Source organism: Streptomyces sp. NPDC102258, assembly GCF_055584685.1.
In genome coordinates, this window is record NZ_JBVJLO010000009.1 from 284,293 (window position 1) to 308,331 (window position 24,039).

General features: G+C 74.5%; 19 protein-coding genes. 12 read left to right on the forward strand and 7 right to left on the reverse strand.

The features are described 5' to 3' along the window. Positions 1–117: 117 nt before the first annotated feature. Positions 118–867, reverse strand: a complete 750-nt coding sequence (locus tag ACZ6ZT_RS18070) for a TIGR03089 family protein (protein ID WP_469720139.1) — start codon at positions 865–867, stop codon at positions 118–120. Positions 868–1,007: 140 nt separating this feature from the next. Between ACZ6ZT_RS18070 and ACZ6ZT_RS18075 the strand changes: the two genes are divergently transcribed. Together ACZ6ZT_RS18075 and ACZ6ZT_RS18080 are read left to right on the forward strand one after the other, a co-directional pair. After that, positions 1,008–2,423 (forward strand): peptidoglycan recognition protein family protein, encoded by a 1,416-nt coding sequence (locus ACZ6ZT_RS18075; protein WP_469720140.1) that lies wholly within the window; start codon positions 1,008–1,010, stop codon positions 2,421–2,423. Between the two features lie 93 nt (positions 2,424–2,516). After that, positions 2,517–3,515, forward strand: coding sequence for a DNA-3-methyladenine glycosylase family protein (locus tag ACZ6ZT_RS18080; protein ID WP_469720141.1), 999 nt, complete (start codon positions 2,517–2,519; stop codon positions 3,513–3,515). A gap of 17 nt (positions 3,516–3,532) precedes the next feature. Here ACZ6ZT_RS18080 and ACZ6ZT_RS18085 read toward each other — a convergent pair whose 3' ends face one another. The 3 genes from ACZ6ZT_RS18085 to ACZ6ZT_RS18095 are packed head-to-tail and all read right to left on the reverse strand — an operon-like array spanning position 3,533 to position 6,349. Beyond that, positions 3,533–4,828 carry a coenzyme F420-0:L-glutamate ligase gene (locus ACZ6ZT_RS18085; RefSeq protein ID WP_469720142.1) on the reverse strand — a complete coding sequence of 432 codons (1,296 nt, stop codon included), beginning with the start codon at positions 4,826–4,828 and terminating at the stop codon, positions 3,533–3,535. Then, complete coding sequence (gene cofD / locus ACZ6ZT_RS18090; protein ID WP_469720143.1) at positions 4,825–5,784, reverse strand: 2-phospho-L-lactate transferase; 960 nt, start codon at positions 5,782–5,784, stop codon at positions 4,825–4,827. Before cofD ends, ACZ6ZT_RS18085 begins: the two co-directional genes overlap by 4 nt. A gap of 13 nt (positions 5,785–5,797) precedes the next feature. Next, positions 5,798–6,349 (reverse strand): cysteine dioxygenase, encoded by a 552-nt coding sequence (locus tag ACZ6ZT_RS18095; protein ID WP_469720144.1) that lies wholly within the window; start codon positions 6,347–6,349, stop codon positions 5,798–5,800. A gap of 651 nt (positions 6,350–7,000) precedes the next feature. Between ACZ6ZT_RS18095 and ACZ6ZT_RS18100 the strand changes: the two genes are divergently transcribed. The 3 genes from ACZ6ZT_RS18100 to ACZ6ZT_RS18110 all read left to right on the forward strand — a co-directional run bounded on the left by ACZ6ZT_RS18100 (position 7,001) and on the right by ACZ6ZT_RS18110 (position 12,787). After that, entirely contained in the window at positions 7,001–7,264 is a 264-nt protein-coding gene (locus tag ACZ6ZT_RS18100) for a WhiB family transcriptional regulator (RefSeq protein ID WP_469720145.1), read from the forward strand. A 400-nt stretch (positions 7,265–7,664) separates the two neighbouring features. Then, entirely contained in the window at positions 7,665–11,315 is a 3,651-nt protein-coding gene (locus tag ACZ6ZT_RS18105; RefSeq protein WP_469720146.1) for a glycosyltransferase family 2 protein, read from the forward strand. Then, on the forward strand, positions 11,312–12,787 hold the full coding sequence (locus ACZ6ZT_RS18110) for a DUF5719 family protein (protein ID WP_469720147.1): 1,476 nt from the start codon (positions 11,312–11,314) through the stop codon (positions 12,785–12,787). Before ACZ6ZT_RS18105 ends, ACZ6ZT_RS18110 begins: the two co-directional genes overlap by 4 nt. Positions 12,788–12,812: 25 nt before the next feature. Here the strand turns inward: ACZ6ZT_RS18110 and ACZ6ZT_RS18115 are convergent, their stop codons facing one another. Continuing rightward, the gene (locus ACZ6ZT_RS18115; protein ID WP_469720148.1) at positions 12,813–13,295 is read right to left on the reverse strand and encodes a metallopeptidase family protein; all 483 of its coding nucleotides are present in this window, start codon (positions 13,293–13,295) and stop codon (positions 12,813–12,815) included. A 261-nt stretch (positions 13,296–13,556) separates the two neighbouring features. Between ACZ6ZT_RS18115 and ACZ6ZT_RS18120 the strand changes: the two genes are divergently transcribed. The 6 genes from ACZ6ZT_RS18120 (at position 13,557) to ACZ6ZT_RS18145 (ending at position 19,542) form a co-directional block, all read left to right on the forward strand. Further along, positions 13,557–13,931 carry a DUF3499 domain-containing protein gene (locus tag ACZ6ZT_RS18120; protein ID WP_469720149.1) on the forward strand — a complete coding sequence of 125 codons (375 nt, stop codon included), beginning with the start codon at positions 13,557–13,559 and terminating at the stop codon, positions 13,929–13,931. Between the two features lie 78 nt (positions 13,932–14,009). Next, positions 14,010–15,380: a phosphomannomutase/phosphoglucomutase gene (locus ACZ6ZT_RS18125; protein ID WP_469720150.1), complete on the forward strand. Its 1,371-nt coding sequence runs from the start codon at positions 14,010–14,012 to the stop codon at positions 15,378–15,380. Positions 15,381–15,874: 494 nt separating this feature from the next. Beyond that, positions 15,875–16,060: a Trm112 family protein gene (locus ACZ6ZT_RS18130; protein WP_351829954.1), complete on the forward strand. Its 186-nt coding sequence runs from the start codon at positions 15,875–15,877 to the stop codon at positions 16,058–16,060. Positions 16,061–16,140: 80 nt separating this feature from the next. Further along, positions 16,141–17,274, forward strand: coding sequence for an SIS domain-containing protein (locus tag ACZ6ZT_RS18135; RefSeq protein ID WP_469720151.1), 1,134 nt, complete (start codon positions 16,141–16,143; stop codon positions 17,272–17,274). An 85-nt stretch (positions 17,275–17,359) separates the two neighbouring features. Next, positions 17,360–18,517 carry a mannose-6-phosphate isomerase, class I gene (gene manA / locus ACZ6ZT_RS18140; protein ID WP_469720152.1) on the forward strand — a complete coding sequence of 386 codons (1,158 nt, stop codon included), beginning with the start codon at positions 17,360–17,362 and terminating at the stop codon, positions 18,515–18,517. A 74-nt stretch (positions 18,518–18,591) separates the two neighbouring features. Next, positions 18,592–19,542, forward strand: a complete 951-nt coding sequence (locus ACZ6ZT_RS18145; protein ID WP_469720153.1) for a cation diffusion facilitator family transporter — start codon at positions 18,592–18,594, stop codon at positions 19,540–19,542. Positions 19,543–19,620: 78 nt separating this feature from the next. On the opposite strand, the gene lepB is transcribed toward ACZ6ZT_RS18145, so the two are convergent. Further along, complete coding sequence (lepB, locus tag ACZ6ZT_RS18150) at positions 19,621–20,385, reverse strand: signal peptidase I (RefSeq protein ID WP_469720154.1); 765 nt, start codon at positions 20,383–20,385, stop codon at positions 19,621–19,623. Positions 20,386–20,557: 172 nt separating this feature from the next. Continuing rightward, a complete protein-coding gene (locus ACZ6ZT_RS18155) occupies positions 20,558–22,627 on the reverse strand; it encodes a fructose-specific PTS transporter subunit EIIC (RefSeq protein ID WP_469720155.1) in 2,070 nt (689 codons plus the stop codon). A gap of 355 nt (positions 22,628–22,982) precedes the next feature. Between ACZ6ZT_RS18155 and ACZ6ZT_RS18160 the strand changes: the two genes are divergently transcribed. Beyond that, positions 22,983–24,039, forward strand: a 1,057-nt coding sequence (locus ACZ6ZT_RS18160) for an adenosylhomocysteinase (RefSeq protein ID WP_469720156.1), incomplete at its 3' end; no start/stop codon positions are given.

Consider the following 24,039-nt stretch of genomic DNA (forward strand, 5'->3'; position numbering starts at 1 on the left):
CCCCCGGCCGTACGGTGAGCACGGCCTCGGGCCGATCCTGCCCCCGGGGGCCGGGGACGGCCTTTGGGCGGGGCCCCGTCAAGGGCCGTCCGGGTGACAGATCGCGCGGTTTCGCCGTTAGACGGTGTGGGTGACGCGCTCGCTCTCGACGCGCTGCTCCAGCGCGTGCGGCGCGAGCCGGTCCAGGTGGCGGCACAGCACCACGGAGCCTCCGGCGGCCAGCGCCCCGTACAGGCCCGCCGACAGTCCCTCCCAGGTGTCGTAGCCCCGACCGGACAGCACCCGGGCGCCCTCGCCGAGCCCCCGCTCCGCCGCGTCCCGGCGGGCCCGGTCGACCACGTCCGCGTACGAGAGCTCCTCGCCGCCGACCACCAGCCCCGGGCCGTCGGCGTCGACCGGGACGAAGGGGGCGAAGCGGTCACCCTGCCCCGGCACCTCCACGGCGTAGTCCGCGAACCCGGCCGGCGGCTGCGGGAACCGTCCGCCCAGCGGCCGCAGCGCGAGGGCCACCCGCTCGCCGGAGCAGGCGCGGGCCTCCTCCAGGGTGTCGGGCCCGCTCACGACCAGGTCCGCCCCGGCCGGGTCGCCGCCCACCTCGGCGACGACGCCGACGGAGGCGCAGGCGAGCAGCCACACGGCGCTCTGCCAGTGCGCGGGCAGCAGCAGCGCGAGCCGGTCGCCCGGCCCGGCGCCCAGGTCGCCCTGGAGCAGATTGGCGGTCTTGGCCACCCAATTGGCGAAGGTGGCGACGGACAATTCGACCCGCTCGCCCGTGGCGTCGTCGTAGAAGGTGACGAGGGGGCGGCCCGGATCGGCGGCGAGCGCGGATCGCAGCAGGTCGGCAGGGGTGCGGTCAGTGGCGTTCACCCGCCCCAGCGTACGCGGGCGCCTCCGCCGTACGGGGGGCGCCGGCTCGCCCGTACGAGGGAGGCGCCCGCCCGCCGCTGCCGGACGGATCGTCAGTTCTCCGATGGCGGGCGGCCGGGACAGTGCCCAGCATCGCTTCCATGCGTGGATTCCTTGCTTCCTCCATCGGCGTCGCGACCGCGGCCGCACTGGCCCTGCCGCTCGCGCTCCCCACCCCGGCCCTGGCCACCCCGTCCGTGGGCGTGGCTGCCCCCGTGACCCCCGCGGGGTCCACCCAGTCCCTCCCCCTCACCCCCCTCGGTTCCTCCGGCGGACGGATCCCCGGCGTCCCCGGCATGAGCACCGCGCCCGGCGGCCCCGAGACCCGCGGCCTCGCCGCCCGCGACGTGCGGACCTTCTCGCTGGTCGGCGTCGTATGGGACGACGCCGCCACCCAGCTGCTGGGCCGCGTCCAGGTCCGCACCCGCGCACTCGGCACCGGGAACTGGTCCGACTGGCAGGACGTCGAGACCCACAACAGCGAACACGCCGCCGACCCCGACGCGGTGGAACGCGGCAGCGGCCGCGTCCGCGGCAGCACCGCCCCGCTGTGGGTCGGCGCCTCCGACGGCGTCGAGGTCCGGGTCCAGGCCGAGACCGGCAGCCCGGACACCCGCGCCCCGGCCCGGCTGCCGTCGGGCCTGCGGATCGAACTCGTCGACCCGGGCGCGGCCGAGCCCGTCACCGTCGTCGACGGCAAGAACGCCGCCGACATCCCGGACGCCGACGACAAGGGCGACGAAAAGGCGGTGGCCCTGCCCGACCTGGGGATGGAGGCGGCCGAGGCCTCCGAGGCCAACGTGCCGCTCGCCTCGCTCGGCGCCCTGGAGATCGGCGAGCTCGACAAGGCCGACTCCACCGCCGACGCGGTCCTGGCCGCCGAGGGCACCATCGCCGAGGCCGCCCGCCCGTACATCGGCCCGCGCCCGCGCATCGTCACCCGGCGGGGCTGGGGCGCGAACGAGGGCCTGCGCGAGAAGGGCTTCGTCTACACGCACACCGTCAAGGCGGCCTTCGTCCACCACACCGCCTCCGGCAACAAGTACGCCTGCAAGGACGCCCCGGCGGTGCTGCGCAGCCTCTACCGCTACCACGTCGTCAGCCAGGGGTGGCGGGACATCGGCTACAACTTCGCCGTCGACCGCTGCGGAACGGTCTACGAGGGCCGCGCGGGCGGCGTCGCCAAGCCGGTGCTCGGCGCCCACACCATGGGCTTCAACTCCGACAGCATGGGCATCGCGGTGATCGGATCCTTCGGCTCCGCGGCCCCGCCGAAGGCGGCCGTCGACGCGGTGGCCCGCCTCACGGCCTGGAAGCTCGGCCTCTTCGGCGCCAACCCGAGGGGCAAGACCACCCTGACGTCGGGCGGCGGCAACCTGTACAAGAAGGGCACCCACGTCAGGCTGAACGTCATCTCGGGCCACCGCGACGGCTTCGCCACGGAATGCCCGGGCCGCCTCCTCTACAACCAGCTCCCCCCGGCCCGCACCACCTCGGCGCGGCTCCAGGGCCGCTGACCCCCGCCGGGCGGGGGGCCTCCCCGCAGCGGCCCGCCGGGGCGCTCCTCCGCGGCGGTCCGCCGGGGCGGGGCGGCGGGCTAGGCTCGAAGCATGGCCGGCCGCTTCGACCCCCTCACCCGCGCCGCCGTCCGCGGCGGCCGCACCCAGGTGCCCCCGCCCGCGGGCGGGGGCTCCGCCACGCCCGCCGCGCGCCATCGGCGCTGGGTTCCCGGCGGGCCCGTCGACCTGGGGCTCGTCCTCGGGCCGCTGCGGCGCGGACCCGGCGACCCCACCTTCCGGGTGGCCCCCGACGGAGCGCTCTGGCGGGCCACCCGGACCCCCGACGGACCCGCCACCCTGCGGGTGGCCACCGCCCCCGACGGGGCGGTCGACGCGCGGGCCTGGGGACCCGGCGCCGACTGGGTACTGGCCGGACTGCCCGCCCTGCTCGGCGCCGACGACGACCCCGCCGCCTTCGTCCCCCGCCACCGCCTCCTGCACGCCAGCCACCGCAGCCGCCCCGGCCTGCGCCTGACCCGCACCGGCCTGGTCCTCGAATCGCTGATCCCGGTCGTCCTGGAGCAGAAGGTCACCGCCGACGAGGCCTACCGCTCCTGGCGCCGCCTCGTGCGCCGCTACGGGGAGCCCGCCCCCGGCCCGCAGGACATGTACGTCATGCCCGACGCCCACGCCTGGGCGATGATCCCCTCCTGGGGCTGGCACCAGGCCGGCGTGGACATGAAGCGGTCCTCGACCATCGTCCGCGCCGCCCGCGTCGCCGCCCGGCTGGAGGAAGCCGCGGCCATGGACCTGCCGCGGGCCGCCGCCCGCCTGGAGGCCGTTCCCGGCATCGGCCCGTGGACCTCCGCCGAGACCCTCCAGCGCAGCAACGGCGCCCCCGACGCCGTCACCACCGGCGACCTCCACCTCCCGGGCATCGTCGGCTACGCCCTCACCGGCGAGCGGGACGCCGACGACGACCGGATGCTGGAGCTGCTCGCCCCGTACGCGGGCCAGCGCCACCGCGCCGCCCGCCTGATCCTCCTGGCTGGCCGCACCCCGCCCCGCCGCGCCCCGCGCATGTACCGCAGCGACATCGCCCGCCTCTGAAGCCAGGCGGCGGCGGCCTACCGGACCTCGACGAACTCCTCCGCCGCCCGCGCCGGCCGCTCCCGCGGCGGCTCCGCCGCATGCCCCACCGCCACCGCGCCCATCGGGTCCCAGTGCTCCGGCAGCGCCAGCACCTCGCGCACCACGTCCCGGCAGAACATCGTCGAGGACACCCATGCCGAGCCCAGCCGCTCCCCGGCCAGCGCGACCAGGAAGTTCTGCACGCCCGCGCCCATCGCGACGACGAACATCTCCCGCTCGGCCGCGTCCCGCCGCGCGTGCCCGTAGTCGTGCGCGCCGTCCGTCACCATGCACGGCACCACCAGGTACGGCGCCTGCCGCAGCACGTCCCCGCGCCGCACCCGCTTCGCGATGGACTCCTCCGTCCTGCCGTCCGCCCGCAGGTCCGCGACCCACGCGTCCCGCATCGCGTCCAGCAGCTTCACCCGCGCCGCCGCCGACTCCACCAGCACGAACCGCCACGGCGTCGTGTGGTGCGGCGCCGGGGCCGTCACCGCCGCCGCCACGGCCCTTCGTACCGCGCCCGGATCGACCGGCTCCGCGGTGAAGGCCCGTACGGTACGCCGCTGCGTGACGGCCTCCCGTACGGCCTCCGAGGTGCCGAGACGGAACATGTCGTCGGCCGCCGCGCGCACCAGGTCCCGCGCCGAGGACCCTTCACCGCGTACATGGGCCAGCCCGCGCACGACCGCCACCGGCAGCCCCGCCGCCTTGCCCTTGACGAGGTCGCCGGCCGCGGCCAGCTCGTCGGCGGTGGCGACCACGGTCGCGCTCAGCGGGTTGCCGTGCGCGTCGCTGCCGCCGCGCAGGTCGTCCAGGACCCGCACCCCGGCCGCGCCGATCGCGACGTCCGTCAGCCCGCTGCGCCAGGGCCGCCCGAAGGTGTCGGTGACGAGCACCCCGACGTCCACGGACAGCAGCTCGCGCAGGCGCGCCCTGATCCGGGCCGCCGAGGCGTCCGGGTCCTCGGGCAGCAGCAGCACCGTGCCCGGCTCGGTGTTGGAGGCGTCGACCCCGGCGGCGGCCATCACCAGCCCCCGCCGGTCCTCCACGATCCGCAGCGCGCCCCGCCGCGCCACGACCCGTACGGTCTCGGCGTCTATGGCCTCCTCGCGGGAGGAGGCGGTGACGATCCGCCCCTCCGCCTTGGAGACGACCTTCGAGGTGACCAGCAGCACGTCCCCGTCGAGCAGACCGGGCGAGGCGGCGGCGATCAGCGCCGCCAGGTCGTCGCCGGGCCGGACCTCGGGGATCCCGGCGAGGGCGCGCACCTCGTACGAGGGCACCGTCACCGGGACGCCTCGGCGAGCTCCAGCGCGGCCCGGGCCATCGCGGCGGTGGCGGCCAGGTCGGTCATCATCAGCGGCACCGCCCGGCAGGTGATGCCGGCCGCCTCCACGGGCGCGACGGCGTCCGCGTCGGCGGTGTCCACCAGCCAGCCGTCGAGCAGCCCGGTGCCGTAGTGCAGGGCGACGGCGGCCGCGCTGGCCTCCACGCCGACGGCGGCCAGCACCTTGTCGGCCATGCCGCGCACGGGCGCGCCGCCGACGATGGGGGAGAGCCCGACGACGGGCGCCCCGGCGGCGGCGACGGCCTCGCGGATGCCGGGGACGGCGAGGATGGTGCCGACGGACACGACGGGGTTCGAGGGCGGGAAGAGGATGACGTCGGCGGCGGCGATGGCCTCCAGGACACCCGGCGCGGGCTTGGCCCGGTCGGCGCCGACGGGCACGACGGCCTCCGCGTCCACCGCCGCGCGCATCCGCACCCAGTACTCCTGGAAGTGGACGACGCGCCGCTCGCCGGACTCGGGGTCGGTGAGCGCGACGTGGGTCTCGACGCGGTCGTCGGACATGGGCAGCAGCCGGACGCCGGGCTTCCAGCGGTCGCAGAGGGCTTCGGTGACGGCGCTGAGCGGGTAGCCCGCGCCGAGCATCTGGGTACGGACGATGTGGGTGGCGAAGTCGCGGTCGCCGAGGCCGAACCAGGTGGGTCCGACGCCGTACGCCGCGAGCTCCTCCTTGACGGTGAAGGACTCGTCGGTGCGGCCCCAGCCCTGGTCCTCGTTGATGCCACCGCCGAGGGTGTACATCACCGTGTCCAGATCGGGGCACACCTTCAGCCCGAACAGGTGAATGTCGTCACCGGTGTTGCCGATGACCGTGATGTCCGCGTCGGGGACCGCGGACATGAGTCCGCGCAGGAAACGGGCGCCGCCGATACCGCCGGCCAGAACAACAATGCGCATGCTCCGCAGTGTGTCAGGCCGGTACGTGCTCCTCGCGGGCCGGGGAGCAGCTGTGCACGGGCATCTCGGTCAGGCCGGGGAAGTACACGTGCAGGCTGACGGCCCCGTCGAGGGTGTCGTTGACGACCTCGTGGGTGTAGCCGGGGGCGAAGACGCGCTGGGAGCCGGGGCCGAGGGCGAGGGGGCCGCGGGCGCTGTGCTCGGTGAGCTCGCCGGCCAGGACGGTCAGCACGCCGGAGGAGGCGCCGTGGCCGTGGCGGCCGCTGCCCTGGCCGGGGACCCAGCTGAGCAGCCAGACCTCGTAGCCGGGACCGGTGCGCAGGCGGTGGTACCAGCGGGTGGTGGCGTCGTACTGGACGAGGTGCTCCCAGCTCGCGCGGTCCTCGGCGATCGAGCGCGCGAGGCCGGCGAACTCGGCGACGGTGGCCGGGTGTTCGCGGGCGGGCTGGAGGAGGTGCTGGACGGCCAGGATGTCGCCGGCGATCTGGAGGTCGCTCTCGATCTCGGCGGCGGGGGCCGCGGGGGCGTCGACGGAAGCGGCGGGGGTGGCGGGGGCGCTGTTCATCGTGGGGTGTCCTCGACGGATGTCAGTCGTGCGGGGCGGTTGCCGTGGGGGTGGTGGCCGGAGCTCGGGGGAGCCGGGGCTCCGGGAGCATCAACAGCTGCAACAGCAACAGCGAACCTGGGCAGCACGCAGGAACCCACGAATGGGGGTCCGGGTGGCGGCTGCGGGCGCTGACATGCGTACAAGGAGAGCGGGGGAGGGCCGGACTGTCAACCCAATGTCCGAATAGCGGGAAAAGTTTCACCTCATCCGGTTGCCGTGCGCGGAGAAAGGTTTGTGCAGTCGATGCCAGGGGATGTGCCGCTCGGTCCCGTCCTCACCGCTCTCAAACCAGCCGCGCCCACTCGTGACCGGAATGTGATCCGCACCGCATCTTCGGCCGGATTGCAACCCCGCTCACGGGTCATACGTGGCTAAGGGGTGGGGAGGCGGCAGGAGGGGTGCGGTGGTAGGCCGGTGGCATGTGTCACGATTTTTGGCGATATGAACACTTTCTGCATACGCTTGGTTCCGCAGAGTGAATAAGGGGCCCAATAGCAGATCTCGGCTTGACTGCGCCGGAGCCACACACTTGTAATTTCACTCGTGTCGTTACCCGGTGACCGGTAGCGGCAACATCACGGGGACGCACAGACAGAGCGAGGGGCGCACATGACCGAGCTGTTTCAGGAACTGCTGGTCGAGGAGGCGGACGAGGAGCTCGGATGGCAGGAGCGCGCACTGTGCGCCCAGACCGACCCCGAGTCCTTCTTTCCGGAGAAGGGCGGCTCCACCCGCGAGGCCAAGAAGGTCTGCCTGGCCTGTGAAGTCCGCTCCGAATGCCTGGAGTACGCCCTCGTCAACGACGAGCGATTCGGCATCTGGGGCGGCCTGTCCGAGCGTGAGCGCCGCCGGCTGAAAAAGGCAGCGGTCTGAACCGGCCGCGGCGCACCCGCCCGGACACCCACCCGACCGCCGACCACATACCCCACAGCACGGCCCGCACCGAGCAAACGGTCCGCCTCCCGCACCTTCCCCGCAGGAGGCGGACCGTCGCGTTCGGCCGCGCCCCGGCCCCCGCCGCGGCTCCCGTCCCGGCTCCCGTCCGCGTTCGCGGCCATGCCCCCGCCCCTGCCCCCCGCCGCTGCTCCCGTCCGTGTTCACGGCCGCGTCCGCCGCCGCGCCGAGGCCGGGGCCGGGCTAAGCGGACGGCTGCGTTCAAGGCCTTCCCGGCGGGAGGCGGACCCGCCCCCTCCCAGCCGTTAGGGTGGGGCGCTGTCCAGCAGCCCCGAGGGCACACCACCCCCGGATCCCCGGCCGGAGGGCCCGTACCGCGATGTCCCTGCACAGCAACTCGACGGCCTCCCACCAGAGCGCCGCGACCCCCGAGTTCCCCCGGCACGTCGTCACCGCGGTCCTCGTCGCCCACGACGGAGCCCGCTGGCTGCCCCAGACCCTCGCCGGCCTCCTCGCCCAGGAACGCCCCGCCCAGAGCCACGTCGCCGCCGACACCGGCAGCGCCGACGACTCCGCGCGCCTGCTCGCCGAGGCCTTCGGCGGCGACCGGGTCCTGCACCTCGCCCGCCGCACCGGCTTCGGCACCGCCGTCGACGAAGCCGTCCGCTCCGCCGGCGTCCTGACCCCCGAGGAACTCCCGTACCTCAAGCGCCCCAGCGGCTGGGACCCCGTCAGCCGCACCTGGCGCGACGACGCCTACGACCTCCCCGAACTCCCGTACGGCGAACCCGTCCAGTGGCTCTGGCTGCTCCACGACGACAGCGCGCCCGAACCCGACGCCCTCGCCGAACTGCTGCGCGTCGCCGACGAGAACCCCGACGCCGCCGTCATCGGCCCCAAACTGCGCGGCTGGTACGACGGGAAGCAGCTCCTCGAAGCCGGCGTCACCATCGCCCGCGGCGGCCGCCGCTGGACCGGCCTCGACCGCCGCGAACAGGATCAGGGACAGCACGACCAGGTCCGCACCGTCCTGTCCGTCTCCACCGCCGGCATGCTCGTACGCCGCGACGTCTACGACGCCCTCGGCGGCTTCGACCGCCGCCTGCCCCTCATGCGCGACGACGTCGACCTCTGCTGGCGCGCCCACAGCGCCGGCCACACCGTCCTCGTCGCCCCCGACGCCGTCCTGCGCCACGCCGAGGCCGCCGCCCGCGAACGCCGCACCGTCGACTGCGCCGGCCGCTCCGCCGTCGACCCCCACCGCGTCGACAAGGCCGGCGCCGTCTACACCGTCCTCGCCAACTCCTCCGGCCGGGCCCTGCCCTACGTCCTGCTCCGCCTCGTCCTCGGCACCGCCCTGCGCACCCTCGGCTACCTCATCGGCAAGGCCCCCGGCCAGGCCGTCGACGAGTTCACCGGCCTCCTCGCCACCCTGCTGCGCCCCGGCCGGATCCTCGCCGCGCGCCGGGCCCGCCGCCGCCCCGCCGTCCCCGCCGCCGACCTGCGCCCCCTCTTCCCGCCGCCCGGCGCCACCCTGCGCGCCAACGCCGAACAGCTCGCCGGGTACTTCGGCTCCGGCCGCGGCGCCGACACCGCCCCCGCCGGACGCCACGGCGGAGCCGTCGAATCCGGACCCGGCGGCGAGGACGCCGAATACCTGGACACCGCGGGCTCCGGCCGGCTCAAGCGGATTGCCCGCAGACCCGCCCCCGTCCTCTTCGCGCTCCTCCTGCTGGTCTCCCTCGTCGCCTGCCGCGCCCTCATCGGCGGCGGCTCCCTCATGGGCGGCGCCCTCCTGCCCGCCCCCGCCGGAGCCCTCGACCTGTGGCACGGCTACACCGGCGACTGGCAGCCCGTCGGCACCGGCACCACCGCCGGCGCACCCCCCTACCTCGCCGTCCTCGCCGCCCTGGCCCTCCCCTTCCTCGGCTCCACCCAGGCCGCCCTGACCCTGCTCCTCGTCTGCTCCGTCCCGCTCGCCGGACTCACCGCCTACTTCGCCTCCCGGCCCCTGGTCACCTCCCGGCTGCTGCGCGCCTGGGCCGCCGTCGCCTACGCCTTCCTGCCCGCCGTCACCGGCGCCCTCGCCGGAGGCCGCCTCGGCACCGCCGTCCTCGCCGTGTTCCTGCCGCTGCTGGCCCGCTGCGCCGTCTCCGCCTTCGGCTTCGCGGCCCCCGGGAGCACCGGATCCTGGCGCGCCGTGTGGACGTACACCCTCCTGCTGACCCTGACCACCGCCTTCACCCCCGTCGTATGGCCGCTCGCCGCCGTCCTCGGAGCCGGCGCGCTCCTCGCGCGCCGCGCGCGCTGGACGACGTACGCCCCCCGGCTGCTGGCCTCCCTCGCCGTCCCGATGACCGTCCTCGCGCCCTGGTCCCTGGGCCTGCTCACACACCCGTCCCGCTTCCTGCGCGAGGCCGGACTGCCTTACGGCAGCGGCTCCGCCACCCCCCTCGGCCTGCTCGGCGCCAATCCCGGCGGCCCCGGCACCGCCGCCGCGCTGCTGCTCGCCGGCACCGTCCTCGCCGCCCTCGCCGCGCTGCTGCGCGCCGACCGCCGGTTCGCCGTCCGCACCGCCTGGGCCACCGCCCTGACCGCGCTGCTCCTGGCCGTCCTCCTCAACCACGACGGCTGGGCCGGCCCCGCCACCCTCGTCTACGGGCTCGCCCTGCTCGCCGCCGCCGTCCTCGGCGCGGACGGCGCCCGCGAACGCGTCGCCGCCCGCAGCTTCGGCTGGCGCCAGCCGCTCGCCGTCCTCGTCGCCCTCGCCGCCGCCTGCGGTCCGCTGCTCCTCGGCGCCACCTGGGCGGCCGCCGGGGCCGATGGGCCGATCAGGCGGCGCGACCCCGTACAGGTCCCCGCGTTCGTCGCCGCCCAGTCCGACGACAGCAACCGCACCCGCACCCTGGTCCTCGGCGGCGACTCGCCCGCCACCGTCTCCTACACCCTGGTCCGCGGCTCCGGCGTCCGCCTCGGCGACGCCGAACTCCTCGCCGAGGCCGGCTCGGAGCCCCGCCTCGCCAAGGCCGTCTCCAGCCTCGCCTCCGGCTCCGGCGCCGACCAGTCCGAACAGCTCGGCGCCTTCGCCGTCCGCTACGTGATGATCCCGCCCGGCGGCTCCGCCGCGATGCGCCGGACCCTCGACGCCACCCCGGGCCTGCGCCAGCGCCACCAGGACGACGGCACCGCCGTCTGGGAGGTCCAGCGGCTGCCCGCCCGCGTCACCGTCGTCCCCGCCAAGCGCGGACAGGCCCCCATCGCCGTCGACGCCGGACCCGTCGCGGCCCACGCCAAGATCCCGGCCGGCGAGGAGGGCCGCACCCTGCGCGTCGCCGACCGCGCCGACCCGGGCTGGCACGCCACCCTCGACGGCAAGCCGCTCACCCCGAAGACCGTCGACGGCTGGGCCCAGGGCTTCGCCCTCCCCAAGGAGGGCGGCCGCCTCGACCTCGACCACGCCGACTCCCTGCCCCGCGACGCCTGGCACTGGGCGCAGGGCCTCCTCGCGCTGGTGCTGCTGGTGATGGCTCTGCCCGGCCGCCGGGCCCGGCTCGACGACGACCTGCCCGAGGAGGAGGCGGAGGAGGCCCCCGCCGCCGACGCCGCACCCGCCGCCGACGGCGCCGGACAGGGCCGCCGCGCCCGCCGCCTCGCCGCCCCCGCGGCCGCCGGGCCCGAACCGGACGGCGCCGTCGTCGACCCGTACGCGCAGATCCCCGCGCAGCAGGTGTACGGCGAGGAGTCCTACGCCTACCAGGAGCCCTACGCCCCCCAGGTCCACGAGCAGCAGCCCTACCAGGACGGCTACCCGGACGCCTACCAGGACCCGTACGCCCAGCAGCCCCAGCCGGCCGCCGCCCCGCCGCCCTACCCGGACCCGCAGCAGCCGTACGACCCCCAGCAGTCGCACTTCCCGCACCAGCAGCACCAGCAGCAGCCCCACCCGTACGAGTACGAGTACGAGTACGACCAGCGGTACGACGCCTACGGACAGCACGACCCGCGTCCGGACGGGAGCCCCCAGCAGTGAAGCAGCGCGCCCCCCTGACGCTCGCGGCCGTGACGGCGGCCCTCGCCGCGGTCTGCGGCCTGGCCTTCCTCACCGCCCCCGCCGCCACCCCGGCCGGCGGCGCCCGCCCCGCCGCCGCCCGGATGCCGGTGGAGCGCTCCGTACTGGTGTGCCCCTCGCCCAGCGCCTCCGACATCGCCGAGACCACGTACACCTCCCTCACCCCCGGCAAGGGCTCCGGCACGGGCACGGCCCGGCTGCTGACCAAGGACGGCAAGGCGGTCCTGGACGTCAAGCAGCCCGGCAAGCCCGTCGGCGCCACCGCCTCCGGCGCCGAGGCCCCCGCGCTCACGGGCGCCGCCGACGGGGCCCTCGCCCCCGGCTGGACCGCCCAGCAGACCACCAAGGTGGCCGTCGGCCAGGCCCGCGGCCTGCTCGGCGTGGCCTGCACCGCACCCGGCACCGACTTCTGGTTCCCGGGCGTCAGCACCGCCAAGGGCCGCCAGGACTACCTCCACCTCACCAACCCCGACGACACCGTCGCCGAGGTCGCCGTCAAGCTGTACGGGCCGGACGGACTGGTCAAGGGGAAGCCGGGCACCACCGACGCCGTCATCGCGGTCGACCCCCGCTCCACCACCCGGGTGCTGCTGTCCTCCCTCGCCCCCGACACCCAGCTCACCGACGTCACCGCGCACGTGACCGCCGGCTCGGGCCGGGTCGGCGCCTCCGCCCAGATCGGCGAGGACGGCGTCGGCGCCGACTGGCTGCCCGCCTCCACGGGCCCCGCCGGCTCCCTCGTCCTGCCCGGCATCCCCGCCGACGCCACCTCCGTACGGCTGGTCGCCTTCGCCCCCGGCGAGGACGACGCCGACCTCGGCCTGAAACTCGCCGGCCCCACCGGCTCCATCAGCCCCGCCGGCAACGACCAGGTCCACCTCAAGGCCGGCATGACCGCGAGCGTGGACCTCAAGGACCTCACCCGCGGCGAGGCCGGCTCCGTCCTGCTGACCCCCGCCGACCCGAAGAAGGCCGTCCCCGTGGTCGCCGCCCTCCGGGTGGTCCGCGGCGCCGGCGCCAAGCAGGAACTGGGCTTCATCCCGGCGAGCGCCCCGGTCGGCGCGCGGGCCACCGTCGCCGACAACCGCACCGACGACAAGGCCACCGTCCTCGCGCTGACCGCCACCGGCTCCGACGCCAAGGTCCGCGTCTCCGCCTCGGCGGGCACCGAGGGCGGCGAACCCACCGTCAAGGAGGTCACCGTCAAGGCGGGCACCACCCTCGCGGTGACCCCGCCGCCGGCCCCCGCGGGCGGCAAGGGCGCCTACGCGCTCACCCTGGAGACCCTCTCCGGCGGCCCCGTCCACGCGGCCCGCACCCTGACCCTCCCGCACGAGGGCATCCCGATGTTCACCGTCCAGACCTTCGGCGACGACCAGTCGGCCGTCTCCGTCCCCCGGGCCGTCCAGGACCCCTCGATCCTGGTCCGCTGACGGCCGCCCCGGCTCCCGGTACGGCTCAGTCCTGCCCGTACCGGGGGTCCACGGTCTCCGGCGACAGCCCCAGCAGCTCCGCCACCTGCTCGACCACGATCTCGTGCACCAACAGCGCCCGTTCGTCCCGCGTCTTCGCCCGGATCTCCACCGGCCGCCGGAAGACCACCACCCGCGCCGGGAGCCCGTCGCGGGCGTCCACCAGGGCGCCCAGCGGCACCGCCTCGTCGTTCCAGCCGCCGTCCGGGCCGCCGGGCGGCCCCGGCACGTCCGCGACCACGAACTCCACCTCGGCGAGCTGCGCCCAGCGCCGCTCCAGCCGTTCCACCGAATCCCGTACGAGGTCCCCGAACAGTTCCGCCCGGCTCGCCGACAGCGGCACCTGCGGCGGCGCCAGCGGCCCCCGCATCCCCCGGCCGTGCCGGTCGCGCCGCCGCGGCCTCGGCTCCCCCGGGGGCGGGACGTCGGCGGGCGGGGTGGGGCGGGGGGGAAGCGAACTGTCCGTCACCCCCGCAGGGTAGCCCTCACCCGACCGGCGGGAAGGCCCCCGATCCGGTCACGGGCCGGTGTCGCGCCGGTGTCCCGCCGGGCTCGCACCAGGGCCACACCAGGGCCACGTCCCGCACGATCCGGCCGCCTCCGGGCCCCCGCACCGCCCCGCCGGGCCCCTCCGCACCCGCCGCCACACCCGCCGCCGGAGCCGACACGGGGGGCCGGCCGGGGGGCGAGTCGTCGCGGCCCGGTCAAGAGTGCGGTACCGTCCAACGTCGTGAGCCTTGTACGTCGCTGTTCGCGCACCGCGTGCGGCCGCCCTGCCGTCGCCACACTGACGTACGTCTACGCCGACTCGACCGCAGTTCTCGGCCCGCTCGCCACCTACGCCGAACCCCACTGCTACGACCTGTGCGCCGAGCACTCGGAGCGCCTGACCGCCCCGCGCGGCTGGGACGTCGTACGCCTTTCGGACGGATCCGGCCCGTCCCGCCCCAGCGGTGACGACCTGGAGGCACTCGCCAACGCCGTACGCGAGGCGGCCCGTCCGCCGGAGCGCGCGGCCGAGGCCGGAGGCGCCGGCCCCGGCCCGCAGGCCGGCGGCGAGACCCGCCGCGGACACCTGCGCGTCCTGCGTTCGCCGGACTCCTGACACCGGGATCGTCTGAAAAGCCCCGCTCCGCACAGGGTAGGTTTGCTCCACCGCACAGAACCTTCAGGAGGGCAGGCAGTGGCCGCAGATCTTTCGAACATCGTCAAGGCATACGACGTGCGGGGCGTCGTACCGGACGAGTGGGACGAGCCCCTGGCCGAGCTGTTCGGTGCTGCGTTCGTCGAGGTCACCGGCGCGACGGCGATCGTCATCGGCCACGACATGCGGCCCTCCTCGCCCGGCCTGTCCGCCGCCTTCGCGCGCGGCGCCGCCGCCCGCGGCGTGGACGTCACCCTGATCGGGCTGTGCTCCACCGACCAGCTGTACTACGCCTCGGGCAAGCTGGACCTGCCCGGCGCCATGTTCACGGCCTCCCACAACCCGGCCCAGTACAACGGCATCAAGCTCTGCCGCGCCGGCGCCGCCCCCGTGGGCCAGGACACCGGTCTCGCCACCATCCGCGAGCTCGCCGAGAAGTGGACCGACGAGGGCGCCCCCGAGATCCCCGCCGGCACGGTCCCGGGCACCATCACCGAGCTGGACAGCCTCCCCGGCTACGCCGAGCACCTCAAGGGCCTGGTCGACCTCACCTCGATCCGCCCCCTGAAGGTCGTCGTCGACGCGGGCAACGGCATGGGCGGCCACACCGTCCCCACCGTCTTCGCGGGCCTCCCGCTGGAGCTCGTCCCGATGTACTTCGAGCTGGACGGCACCTTCCCGAACCACGAGGCCAACCCCCTCGACCCGAAGAACATCGTCGATCTCCAGGCCCGCGTGATCGCCGAGGGCGCCGACATCGGCCTCGCCTTCGACGGCGACGCCGACCGCTGCTTCGTCGTCGACGAGCGCGGCCAGGGCGTCTCCCCGTCCGCCATCACCGCCCTGGTCGCGGCCCGCGAGCTGGCCCGCCACGGCGGCGAGGGCACGGTCATCCACAACCTGATCACCTCGTGGTCCGTCCCGGAGGTCGTCCGCGAGAACGGCGGCACCCCGGTCCGCACCCGCGTCGGCCACTCCTTCATCAAGGCGGAGATGGCCCGCTCCGGCGCCATCTTCGGCGGCGAGCACTCGGCGCACTACTACTTCAAGGACTTCTGGAACGCGGACACCGGCATGCTCGCCGCGCTCCACGTCCTCGCGGCCCTCGGCGGCCAGCAGGGCACCCTGTCCGACCTGGTCGCCGAGTACGACCGCTACTTGGGCTCCGGCGAGATCAACTCCACCGTCGCCGACCAGGCGGGCCGCACGGCCGCCGTCAAGGCCGCGTACGCCTCCCAGGAGGGCGTCACCTTCGACGAGCTGGACGGCCTCACCGTCTCCGCCGCCGACTGGTGGTTCAACCTCCGCCCCTCGAACACCGAGCCCCTCCTGCGCCTCAACGTAGAGGCCCGCGACGAGGCCACCCTGACCAAGATCCGCGACGAGGTCCTGACCCTGATCCGCGCCTGACCCCCGGCGCCGCCCACCCCCCCGGGCGGGCGGCGCCCCAGGCCCGCCACCGGCTCTCCGCAATCCCCCCGGCCGCCGGCACCGGTCTGGCGCCGGCTCTCTGAATTCGGCCGGACCGGCTGCAGCGGTTGGTGCCGACTCTCTGAACGCAGTCCGGCTGACCGCCCTCGGCTGGTGCCGGGGCCGACATCAGCCGGGTCGGCTGCACCGGTCCGTTGCCGGACCGCTGAGCTCGGCCCGGCAGCCCCCACCGCTCCGGCTCCGGGTCGCGAAAACCAGCCCCCGCCGGCGTTTGAGGCGCGGGGGTCCGGGGGCAGAGCCCCCGGCAACAGACCCGCACCCGCCCGCGGCCCGCGCCACCACCCACCCCAGGGCGCCGACCCGGCCCACCGGACGCCGCCCCCACCACCAGGCCCACCGCCAGGTGACTCGGCGGTACGCTGACCACGCCCCATCCGCGATAAGCGATCCGCCTCCCCGAAGGGAAACGCCCCATGCCGCTCGAAGCCGGCCTGCTGGAGATCCTCGCCTGCCCCGCCTGCCACGCTCCCCTCCAGGACAACTCGGCAGACGAGACCGCACCCGAGCTGATCTGCACCGGCCAGGACTGCGGCCTCGCGTACCCGGTCCGCGACGGCATCCCGGTCCTCCTCGTGGACGAGGCCCGCCGCCCCGCGTAACCGCACCCCGCACCACGCCCCACCCCGCCCGCGCAGCGCCCCGCACACCGCAGACCCCGACACCACCGCCGGAGGCCGCCATGCTCGACGAGCCACTCCTCGACGCACCGGACGATCTCGCCCGGGCCGACCGTCGGGGCCTGCTCCGCGGCGCCGCCGAAGCCGGGGCCCGGGTCCGCACCGCCGCCCGGCACGCCACCGAGGCCGGCCTCGCCGACCTGCGCCCCGACGGCCGGCCCCGTGCCGTCCTCATCGCGGGCCCCGGCACCGCCGCCACCGGCGTCGCCGACCTCCTCGGCGCCCTCGCCGGAGCCTCCGCCCCCGTGACCCGCCTGCACCCCACCGGCGTCGCCCACGCCGCCGGCGCCCTGCGCTGGGCGCTCCCCGGCTGGGCCGGCCCGGTCGACCTGCTGCTCATCGCCACCACCGACGGCACCGAACCCGGCCTCGCCGTCCTCGCCGAGCAGGCCTACCGGCGCGGCTGCACCGTGGTCGCCGTCGCCCCCGAACGCTCGCCGCTGAGCGAGGCGGTGGACGGCGCGCACGGGGTTCTCGTACCGATGGCCAAGGCCCCGTACCAGGAGTACGACGAGTCCGCCGCGGCCGGCCCCGGCGCCCTGTGGGCGCTGCTGACCCCGCTGCTGGTCCTGCTGGACAAGCTCGGGCTGGTCACCGCCGCCCCCGACACCCTCCAGCTCGTCGCCGACCGCCTCGACCGCACCGCCGAGCGCTGCGGCCCGGCCATCGTCACCTACTCCAACCCGGCCAAGACCCTCGCCGCCGAGCTGGCCGATTCCCTCCCCCTCATCTGGAGCGAGGGCCCCGCGGCCGGCCCGGCCGGCCGCCGCTTCGCCGCCACCCTCGCCGAGCTCGCCGGCCGCCCCGCGCTCGCCGCCGACCTCCCCGAGGCGCTGCCCGCGCACGGCGTCCTGCTCGCCGGGGCCTTCGCCGCCGGAGCCGACCCCGAGGACTTCTTCCGCGACCGCGTCGAGGAGCCCCAGCCCCTGCACGCCCGCGTCGTCCTGCTGCGCGACCGGCCCACCGGCGGACTCTCCGCCGCCCCCGCCGCCCGTGAGCTCGCCCTCAGCCACGACACGGCGATCAGCGAGCTCGAACCCGAAGAGGGCACCGAGCTGGAACAGCTCGCCGAACTCCTCGCCGTCACCGACTTCGCCACCGCCTACCTGGCGCTGGCCTCCCGCGGCCACGGCTGAGGCGCGCCCCCGCGACGCCCGCCCCCGCGCCCCCGCACGCAGAGCCACAGATCCACAGATCCATGAAGACCGACGGAAGACCACGATGGACCGCCTGACGAACACGATCCGCCCCTACGCCTGGGGATCCCCCACCCTGATCCCGGCCCTCCTCGGCGCCGAGCCCACGGGTGAGCCCCAGGCCGAGATGTGGATGGGCGCCCACCCCGGCGCCCCCTCCCGGCTCGACCGAGGCGAGGGCGAGACCACCCTGGCCGCCGTCATCGCGGCCGACCCCGAGGGCCAGCTCGGCTCCGCGGCCGTCGCCAAGTTCGGCCCCCGCCTGCCGTTCCTCCTCAAGCTGCTCGCCGCCGGCGCCCCCCTCTCCCTCCAGGTCCACCCCGACCTCGCCCAGGCCCGGGCCGGCTTCGCGGACGAGGAGCGGCGCGGCGTCCCGATCGACGCGGGCCACCGCAACTACAAGGACGCCAACCACAAGCCCGAGCTCATCTGCGCCCTCACCCCCTTCGACGGCCTGTGCGGCTTCCGCCCGCCGCTGGAGGCCGCCGCACTGCTCGAAGGCCTCGGCGTCGACTCCCTCAAGCCGTATGCCGACCTGCTGCGCGCCCACCCCGAAGAGGCGGCCCTGCGCGAGGTGCTCACCGCCGTCCTGACCGCGGACCGCGCCGAGATGACCCGTACGGTCACGGAGGCCGCGGCCGCCGCCGAACGCCTCGGCGGCCCGTACGAGCCGTACGCCACGCTCGTCCACGACTACCCGGGCGACCCGGGCGTCATCGCGGCCATGCTGCTCAACCACGTACGGCTCCAGCCCGGCGAAGCCATGTTCCTCGGCGCCGGCATCCCGCACGCCTACCTCGACGGCCTCGGCGTCGAGCTCATGGCCAACTCCGACAACGTGCTGCGCTGCGGGCTGACCCCCAAGCACGTGGACGTCCCCGAACTGCTCAAGGTCGTCCACTTCGAGCCGAGCGCCCCGGGCGTCCTGCGCCCCGAGGGCGGCGACGAGGAGGTCTACGAGACCCCCATCGACGAGTTCCGGCTCTCCCGCTTCGTCCTGGCCCCCGGCGCCGTCCCCCACACCCTCCCGGACGGCGCCCCGCAGATCCTGCTCTGCACGGCCGGCGCGCCCACGGCCGGCGAAGTGACCCTCGCCCCGGGCGAATCCGTTTTCGTACCGGCGGGCGAAAAGGTCGAACTGTCCGGTTCGGGCACCCTCTTCCGCGCCACGGTGGTCGTCTGACGTACCGTCGGCCGCACAAGTGGCTGCAACAATGTGCGGCCGTAGTCAGTGGCTAGGAAGGGACAACGGCACCCATGAGCGCGTCGGGCGGTACCAGGGCGATCGTGGCGGCACTCGCCGCCAACCTCGCCATCGCTGTAGCCAAGTTCGTGGCATTCCTCTTCAGCGGATCCTCGTCGATGCTCGCCGAAAGCGTCCACTCGCTGGCGGACTCCGGCAACCAGGGCCTGCTGCTCCTCGGCGGAAAGAAGGCGCAGCGCGAGGCGACCCCCCAACACCCCTTCGGGTACGGGCGGGAACGCTACATCTACGCCTTCCTCGTCTCCATCGTGCTCTTCACCGTCGGTGGCATGTTCGCCATCTACGAGGGCTACGAGAAGATCCACGACCCGCACCCGATCGAGGCCTGGTACTGGCCCGTCGGCGTCCTCCTCTTCGCGATCGTCGCGGAGGGCTTCTCCTTCCGCACCGCGATCAAGGAGTCCAACGAGACGCGCGGCAGCCAGACCTGGCCCCAGTTCATCAAGCGCGCCAAGGCCCCCGAACTGCCCGTCGTCCTCCTGGAGGACCTCGGCGCGCTCATCGGCCTCGTCCTCGCCCTCGCCGGCGTCGGCCTCGCCCTGCTGACCGGCGACGGCGTCTGGGACGGTATCGGCACCCTCTGCATCGGCGTCCTGCTCATCGTCATCGCCGTCGTGCTGGCCCTGGAGACCAAGTCGCTGCTCCTCGGCGAGGCCGCGGGCACCGAAGAGGTCGAGAAGATCAAGGCCGCCGTCGTCGACGGCGACGTGGTCACCCGCGTCATCCACATGCGCACGCTGCACCTCGGCCCCGAGGAGCTGCTCGTCGCCGCCAAGATCGCGGTCGAGGGCAACGACACCGCGACCGAGGTCGCCGACGCGATCAACGCCGCCGAGGCCCGCATCCGCGCCGCCGTCCCGATCGCCCGCGTGATCTACCTGGAGCCGGACATCTACCACCCCGCGGCCGCCGAGAAGAACACCGGCAAGACCCTCGGGAGCTGACACCCGGCCCCGTACGCGTGAAGGCCCCCACGGCATGAGCCGTGGGGGCCTTCGTCATCGGTCCGTACGGGGGAGACGTTACGAGGACACGTCCGCGCGCCCACCGGGCACCACCGGCGCCTGCGCCTCGCCACCCGCGGCGGCCGCCGGCACCGACGCCGACGTCGGCAACGGGGCCGTGGCCGGAGCCGCGGCGGCCGTCCGCCCGCCGCGCCCGCGCGCCCGCCGGGCCACGGCCAGCAGCGCGGCGCCGATCAGGATCACCAGCCCACCCGCCAGCTGCCCCCACACGGCGAGCTTAGCCATCGGGTACGCCACGACCTTGGCGGTGACCTTGCCGACCGGGACCGGGCCGTTGTTCGCGTACTGCGAGCCGTCCGAGTTCATCCGGTTGTCCGCCATCAGGAAGACGTACCCCTTGGGCACCGTCACGTCGAAGGCCACCGCCGACGGGTTCTTCCACTGCTCCAGGTACGGCTCGTCCAGCGGCATGCCGTTCAGCACCAGCCGGTACTGGCCCGCGACCTTGCTGCTGGGCTTGTAGCGGATGCGGTCCCCGCCGACTGCGACGACCCGGTTCATCTGGGTCTTCTGCAGGGACCACGGCACGGAAGCGAGTACGACGTCCCCCCGCCGCAGCGTTCCCTTGGCGACCGGTTCCAGGTAGATGCTCTCCCCGTTGGTGTACGTCGGCGTCATGGTCCAGCCGACCTGCCTGCCCTCCGTGTACCGCGGGGGCGGGTTCACGGCCTTCGCCACCGTCACCCCCCCGAGGATGACCGCTCCGAGCACCAGCAGGACGATCGCCGCGATCCCGCGTCTGCGTCCTGGCCTGTGTTCCATTTCGTCCCTTCCGATGTACCTGCCTTGCATCGTAGGTCGACGGGGACGCCCCCGATGCCGCCGGGGGGCCGCTGTGCCGACTCCGGACATACCGATTCGGACACTGCGTGTACGCCGTCGAGCCCCGTACCGGAGCGGTACGGGGCCCGACGGGGGAGCGGCGCGCGGCGCGCTAGCGGATCTCGCTCAGCACGTCGAGGACGGCGGCTTCGTCCGGCGCGGACTGGAGCCGCTCCCGGAAAGCGGTGTCCATCAGCTTGCGCGACAGCAGCGCGAGGATCCGCAGGTGTTCGTCACCGGCGGCGGCCTCCGGTACCGAGATCATGAAGATGAGCCGGGCCTTCGTACCGTCCAGCGCGCCCCACTCGATGCCCTCGCCGGACCGGGCGAAGCCCACCGTCGGGCGCGCCACCGCGTCGGTCTTGGCGTGCGGGATGGCGATGGACTCGCCGAGCCCCGTCGTGCCCTGCGCCTCGCGGGCCAGGGCGACCCGGACCAGCTCGTCGACGTCGCGGACGTTGCCGGTGGTGGCCAGCATCTCGGCCATTTCCCGGATCGCCGCCTCCTTGGAGTCGGAGGCCAGCTCCGTCTTGACCGTCCGCGCGGTCAGGTACCCCGACAGCACCTCGGGCCCCGCGTCCTCCAGGGCCGGGGCGGCGGCGACCGCGGCGGCGATGGGCACGGCCTGGGCCGCCGTCATCGCGGCGGGACCGGCGCCCACCATGGCCGGTACCGGCTCGGGCGCGGCGGCCGGGGCGGCGGCGGGCGCCACCCGGCCGCCGCCGCGCTCCTTGATGCCGATCAGCGCGTTCGTCGTCAGCGCCGTCACCACCGTGCCGGCCACGATGGCGATCAGGAACCAGACGACCCCCTCGACGGCGCCCAGCGCGGCCACCACCGGGCCGCCGTGCGGGACGTGGTCGCCCACACCCGCCACACCGGCGATGGCGCCGGCCACCGCACCGCCGAGCATGTTGGCCGGGATGACGAGCGCGGGCCGCGCCGCCGCGAAGGGGATCGCACCCTCCGAAATGCCGAACATGCCCATGAAGAGGGCCGCCACGCCCGTCTCGCGCTCCTGGTCGGAGTAGAGCCCGCGGCGCAGCAGGGTCGCCAGGCCCTGGCCGAGCGGCATCACCGGGATGGCCGCCGCGCACATGCCCATGACGGCGTAGTTGCCGGAGGCGATGAGCCCCGTACCGAAGAGGAACGCCGTCTTGTTGACCGGACCGCCCATGTCGAAGGCGATCATCAGGCCCAGGATCGCGCCGAGCAGGATCGCGCTGGTGCCGGTCATGCCGGCCAGCCAGCCGGTGAGGCTCTCGAAGACCCACGCGATGGGTTTTCCGATGACGTAGATGAAGAACAGGCCGAGCGCCGTCGTCGCCACGATCGGGATCACGATGATCGGCATGATGGGCTGGACCGCCTTGGGGACCTTGACCTTCTTGATCCACAGGACCAGATAGCCCGCCAGGAAGCCCGTCACGATGGCGCCGATGAAGCCCGCGCCCGACTTGGAGTCGTACAGCGCGCCGGTGTTCGCGATGAACCCGCCGATCATGCCGGGCACGAGCGCCGGCCGGTCGCCGATCGCGTACGCGATGTAGCCCGACAGGATCGGGATCATCAGGGTGAAGCCGATGACGCCGATCTGGAAGAGGTGGTCCCAGAAGGTGCCCGGGGTGACCACGTACCCCTGGTCCGTGGCATGGCCGCCCAGCGCCAGCGCGATGGCGATCAGCAGACCGCCGACCACCACGAAGGGGATCATGTACGAGACGCCGTTCATCAGCGCCTTGTAGGCGAGGCTGCGCTCCTTGCCGCCACCGCCACCGCCAGCGCCCCCGCCCCCGCCCCCGCCGGCCACGGTCGCGGCCGTCTGTACCGGCGCGCTCCGCACCCGCTCGATCAGCTCCTTCGGCCGGTGGATGCCGTCGGCCACCCCCGTCGACAGGACCCGCTTGCCGGCGAAGCGCTCGCGGTCGACCTCCTTGTCGGCGGCGATGATGACGCCATCCGCCTCCCTGACATCGTTGTCAGAGAGGACGTTCTCGGCCCCGATCGACCCCTGGGTCTCCACCTTGATGTCCACGCCGAGTTCTTCGGCGGCCCGCTGTAGCTTCTCCGCGGCCATGTACGTGTGGGCGATCCCCGTCGGACAGGCCGTGACGGCCACGAACTTCAGGCGCTTGTGCCCGCTTGCGCCCCCGCCACCGGGAGGGCCGGCTGGACTGGTCACTGGAAATCTCCTTCACCCGTAGGTCCTGCGGGACCGCGCACACGACCCGATCCACTCGGCATCCTGCCCCAGGTGAGGCGGGCATCAAAAGTCCGAAAGACCCCGAACCGTTCCGCCGGAGGACCCGAAACGAGCGCATGACATGAAGCCCGGCCGACTGGGGCCGCTAGGCCGACCGGTGTAGATTCGTCATCAGTGTCAGGCGTCGCTGCTGATGGCGGTCGGGCGGTCCTCGTGACCGGCCGAGGGGAGAGAGGGCCCCCGACGGACTGTGCGCGGTGCGCCGCCCTGCCCAGGCTCGGCCGGTGCCAGGCTCAGCCGTACCCACCCTCTCGACCCATGAGGAGCAGCACCCATGGACTTCAAGGTCGCCGACCTTTCCCTCGCCGCCTTCGGCCGCAAGGAGATCACCCTCGCCGAGCACGAGATGCCCGGCCTGATGTCGATCCGCCGGGAGTACGCCGAGGCGCAGCCGCTGGCCGGTGCCCGCATCACCGGCTCCCTGCACATGACCGTGCAGACCGCCGTCCTGATCGAGACCCTCGTCGCCCTCGGCGCCGACGTCCGCTGGGCGTCCTGCAACATCTTCTCCACCCAGGACCACGCGGCCGCCGCCATCGCCGTCGGCCCGAACGGCACCCCGGAGAACCCGCAGGGCGTCCCCGTCTTCGCCTGGAAGGGCGAGACGCTGGAGGAGTACTGGTGGTGCACGGAGCAGGCGCTGACCTGGCCGAACACCCCCACCGGCGGCCCGAACATGATCCTCGACGACGGTGGCGACGCCACCCTCCTCGTCCACAAGGGCGTCGAGTTCGAGAAGGCCGGCGCGGCCCCGGACCCGTCCACCGCGGACTCCGAGGAGTACGCCCACATCCTCACGCTCCTCAACCGCACCCTCGGTGAGGCCCCGCAGAAGTGGACGCAGCTCGCGTCCGAGATCCGCGGCGTGACGGAGGAGACCACCACCGGCGTCCACCGCCTCTACGAGATGATGGCCGAGGGCACCCTGCTCTTCCCGGCGATCAACGTGAACGACGCGGTGACGAAGTCGAAGTTCGACAACAAGTACGGCTGCCGCCACTCGCTGATCGACGGCATCAACCGGGCCACGGACGTGCTGATCGGCGGCAAGGTCGCCGTCGTCTGCGGTTACGGCGATGTCGGCAAGGGCTGCGCGGAGTCGCTGCGCGGCCAGGGCGCTCGGGTCATCATCACCGAGATCGACCCGATCTGCGCGCTCCAGGCGGCGATGGACGGCTACCAGGTCGCCACGCTCCAGGACGTGGTGGAGACGGCCGACATCTTCATCACCACGACGGGCAACAAGGACATCATCATGGCCGCCGACATGGCCAGGATGAAGCACCAGGCGATCGTGGGCAACATCGGTCACTTCGACAACGAGATCGACA

Coding starts and splice junctions, on each gene's coding strand:
- cofD (WP_469720143.1), bottom strand. CDS start 5,784: ATGCGCATTGTTGTTCTGGCCGGCGGTATCGGCGGCGCCCGTTTCCTG.
- ACZ6ZT_RS18080 (WP_469720141.1), top strand. CDS start 2,517: ATGGCCGGCCGCTTCGACCCCCTCACCCGCGCCGCCGTCCGCGGCGGC.
- manA (WP_469720152.1), top strand. CDS start 17,360: ATGGACCGCCTGACGAACACGATCCGCCCCTACGCCTGGGGATCCCCC.
- lepB (WP_469720154.1), bottom strand. CDS start 20,385: ATGGAACACAGGCCAGGACGCAGACGCGGGATCGCGGCGATCGTCCTG.
- ACZ6ZT_RS18130 (WP_351829954.1), top strand. CDS start 15,875: ATGCCGCTCGAAGCCGGCCTGCTGGAGATCCTCGCCTGCCCCGCCTGC.
- ACZ6ZT_RS18095 (WP_469720144.1), bottom strand. CDS start 6,349: ATGAACAGCGCCCCCGCCACCCCCGCCGCTTCCGTCGACGCCCCCGCG.
- ACZ6ZT_RS18145 (WP_469720153.1), top strand. CDS start 18,592: ATGAGCGCGTCGGGCGGTACCAGGGCGATCGTGGCGGCACTCGCCGCC.
- ACZ6ZT_RS18075 (WP_469720140.1), top strand. CDS start 1,008: ATGCGTGGATTCCTTGCTTCCTCCATCGGCGTCGCGACCGCGGCCGCA.
- ACZ6ZT_RS18135 (WP_469720151.1), top strand. CDS start 16,141: ATGCTCGACGAGCCACTCCTCGACGCACCGGACGATCTCGCCCGGGCC.
- ACZ6ZT_RS18100 (WP_469720145.1), top strand. CDS start 7,001: ATGACCGAGCTGTTTCAGGAACTGCTGGTCGAGGAGGCGGACGAGGAG.
- ACZ6ZT_RS18105 (WP_469720146.1), top strand. CDS start 7,665: ATGTCCCTGCACAGCAACTCGACGGCCTCCCACCAGAGCGCCGCGACC.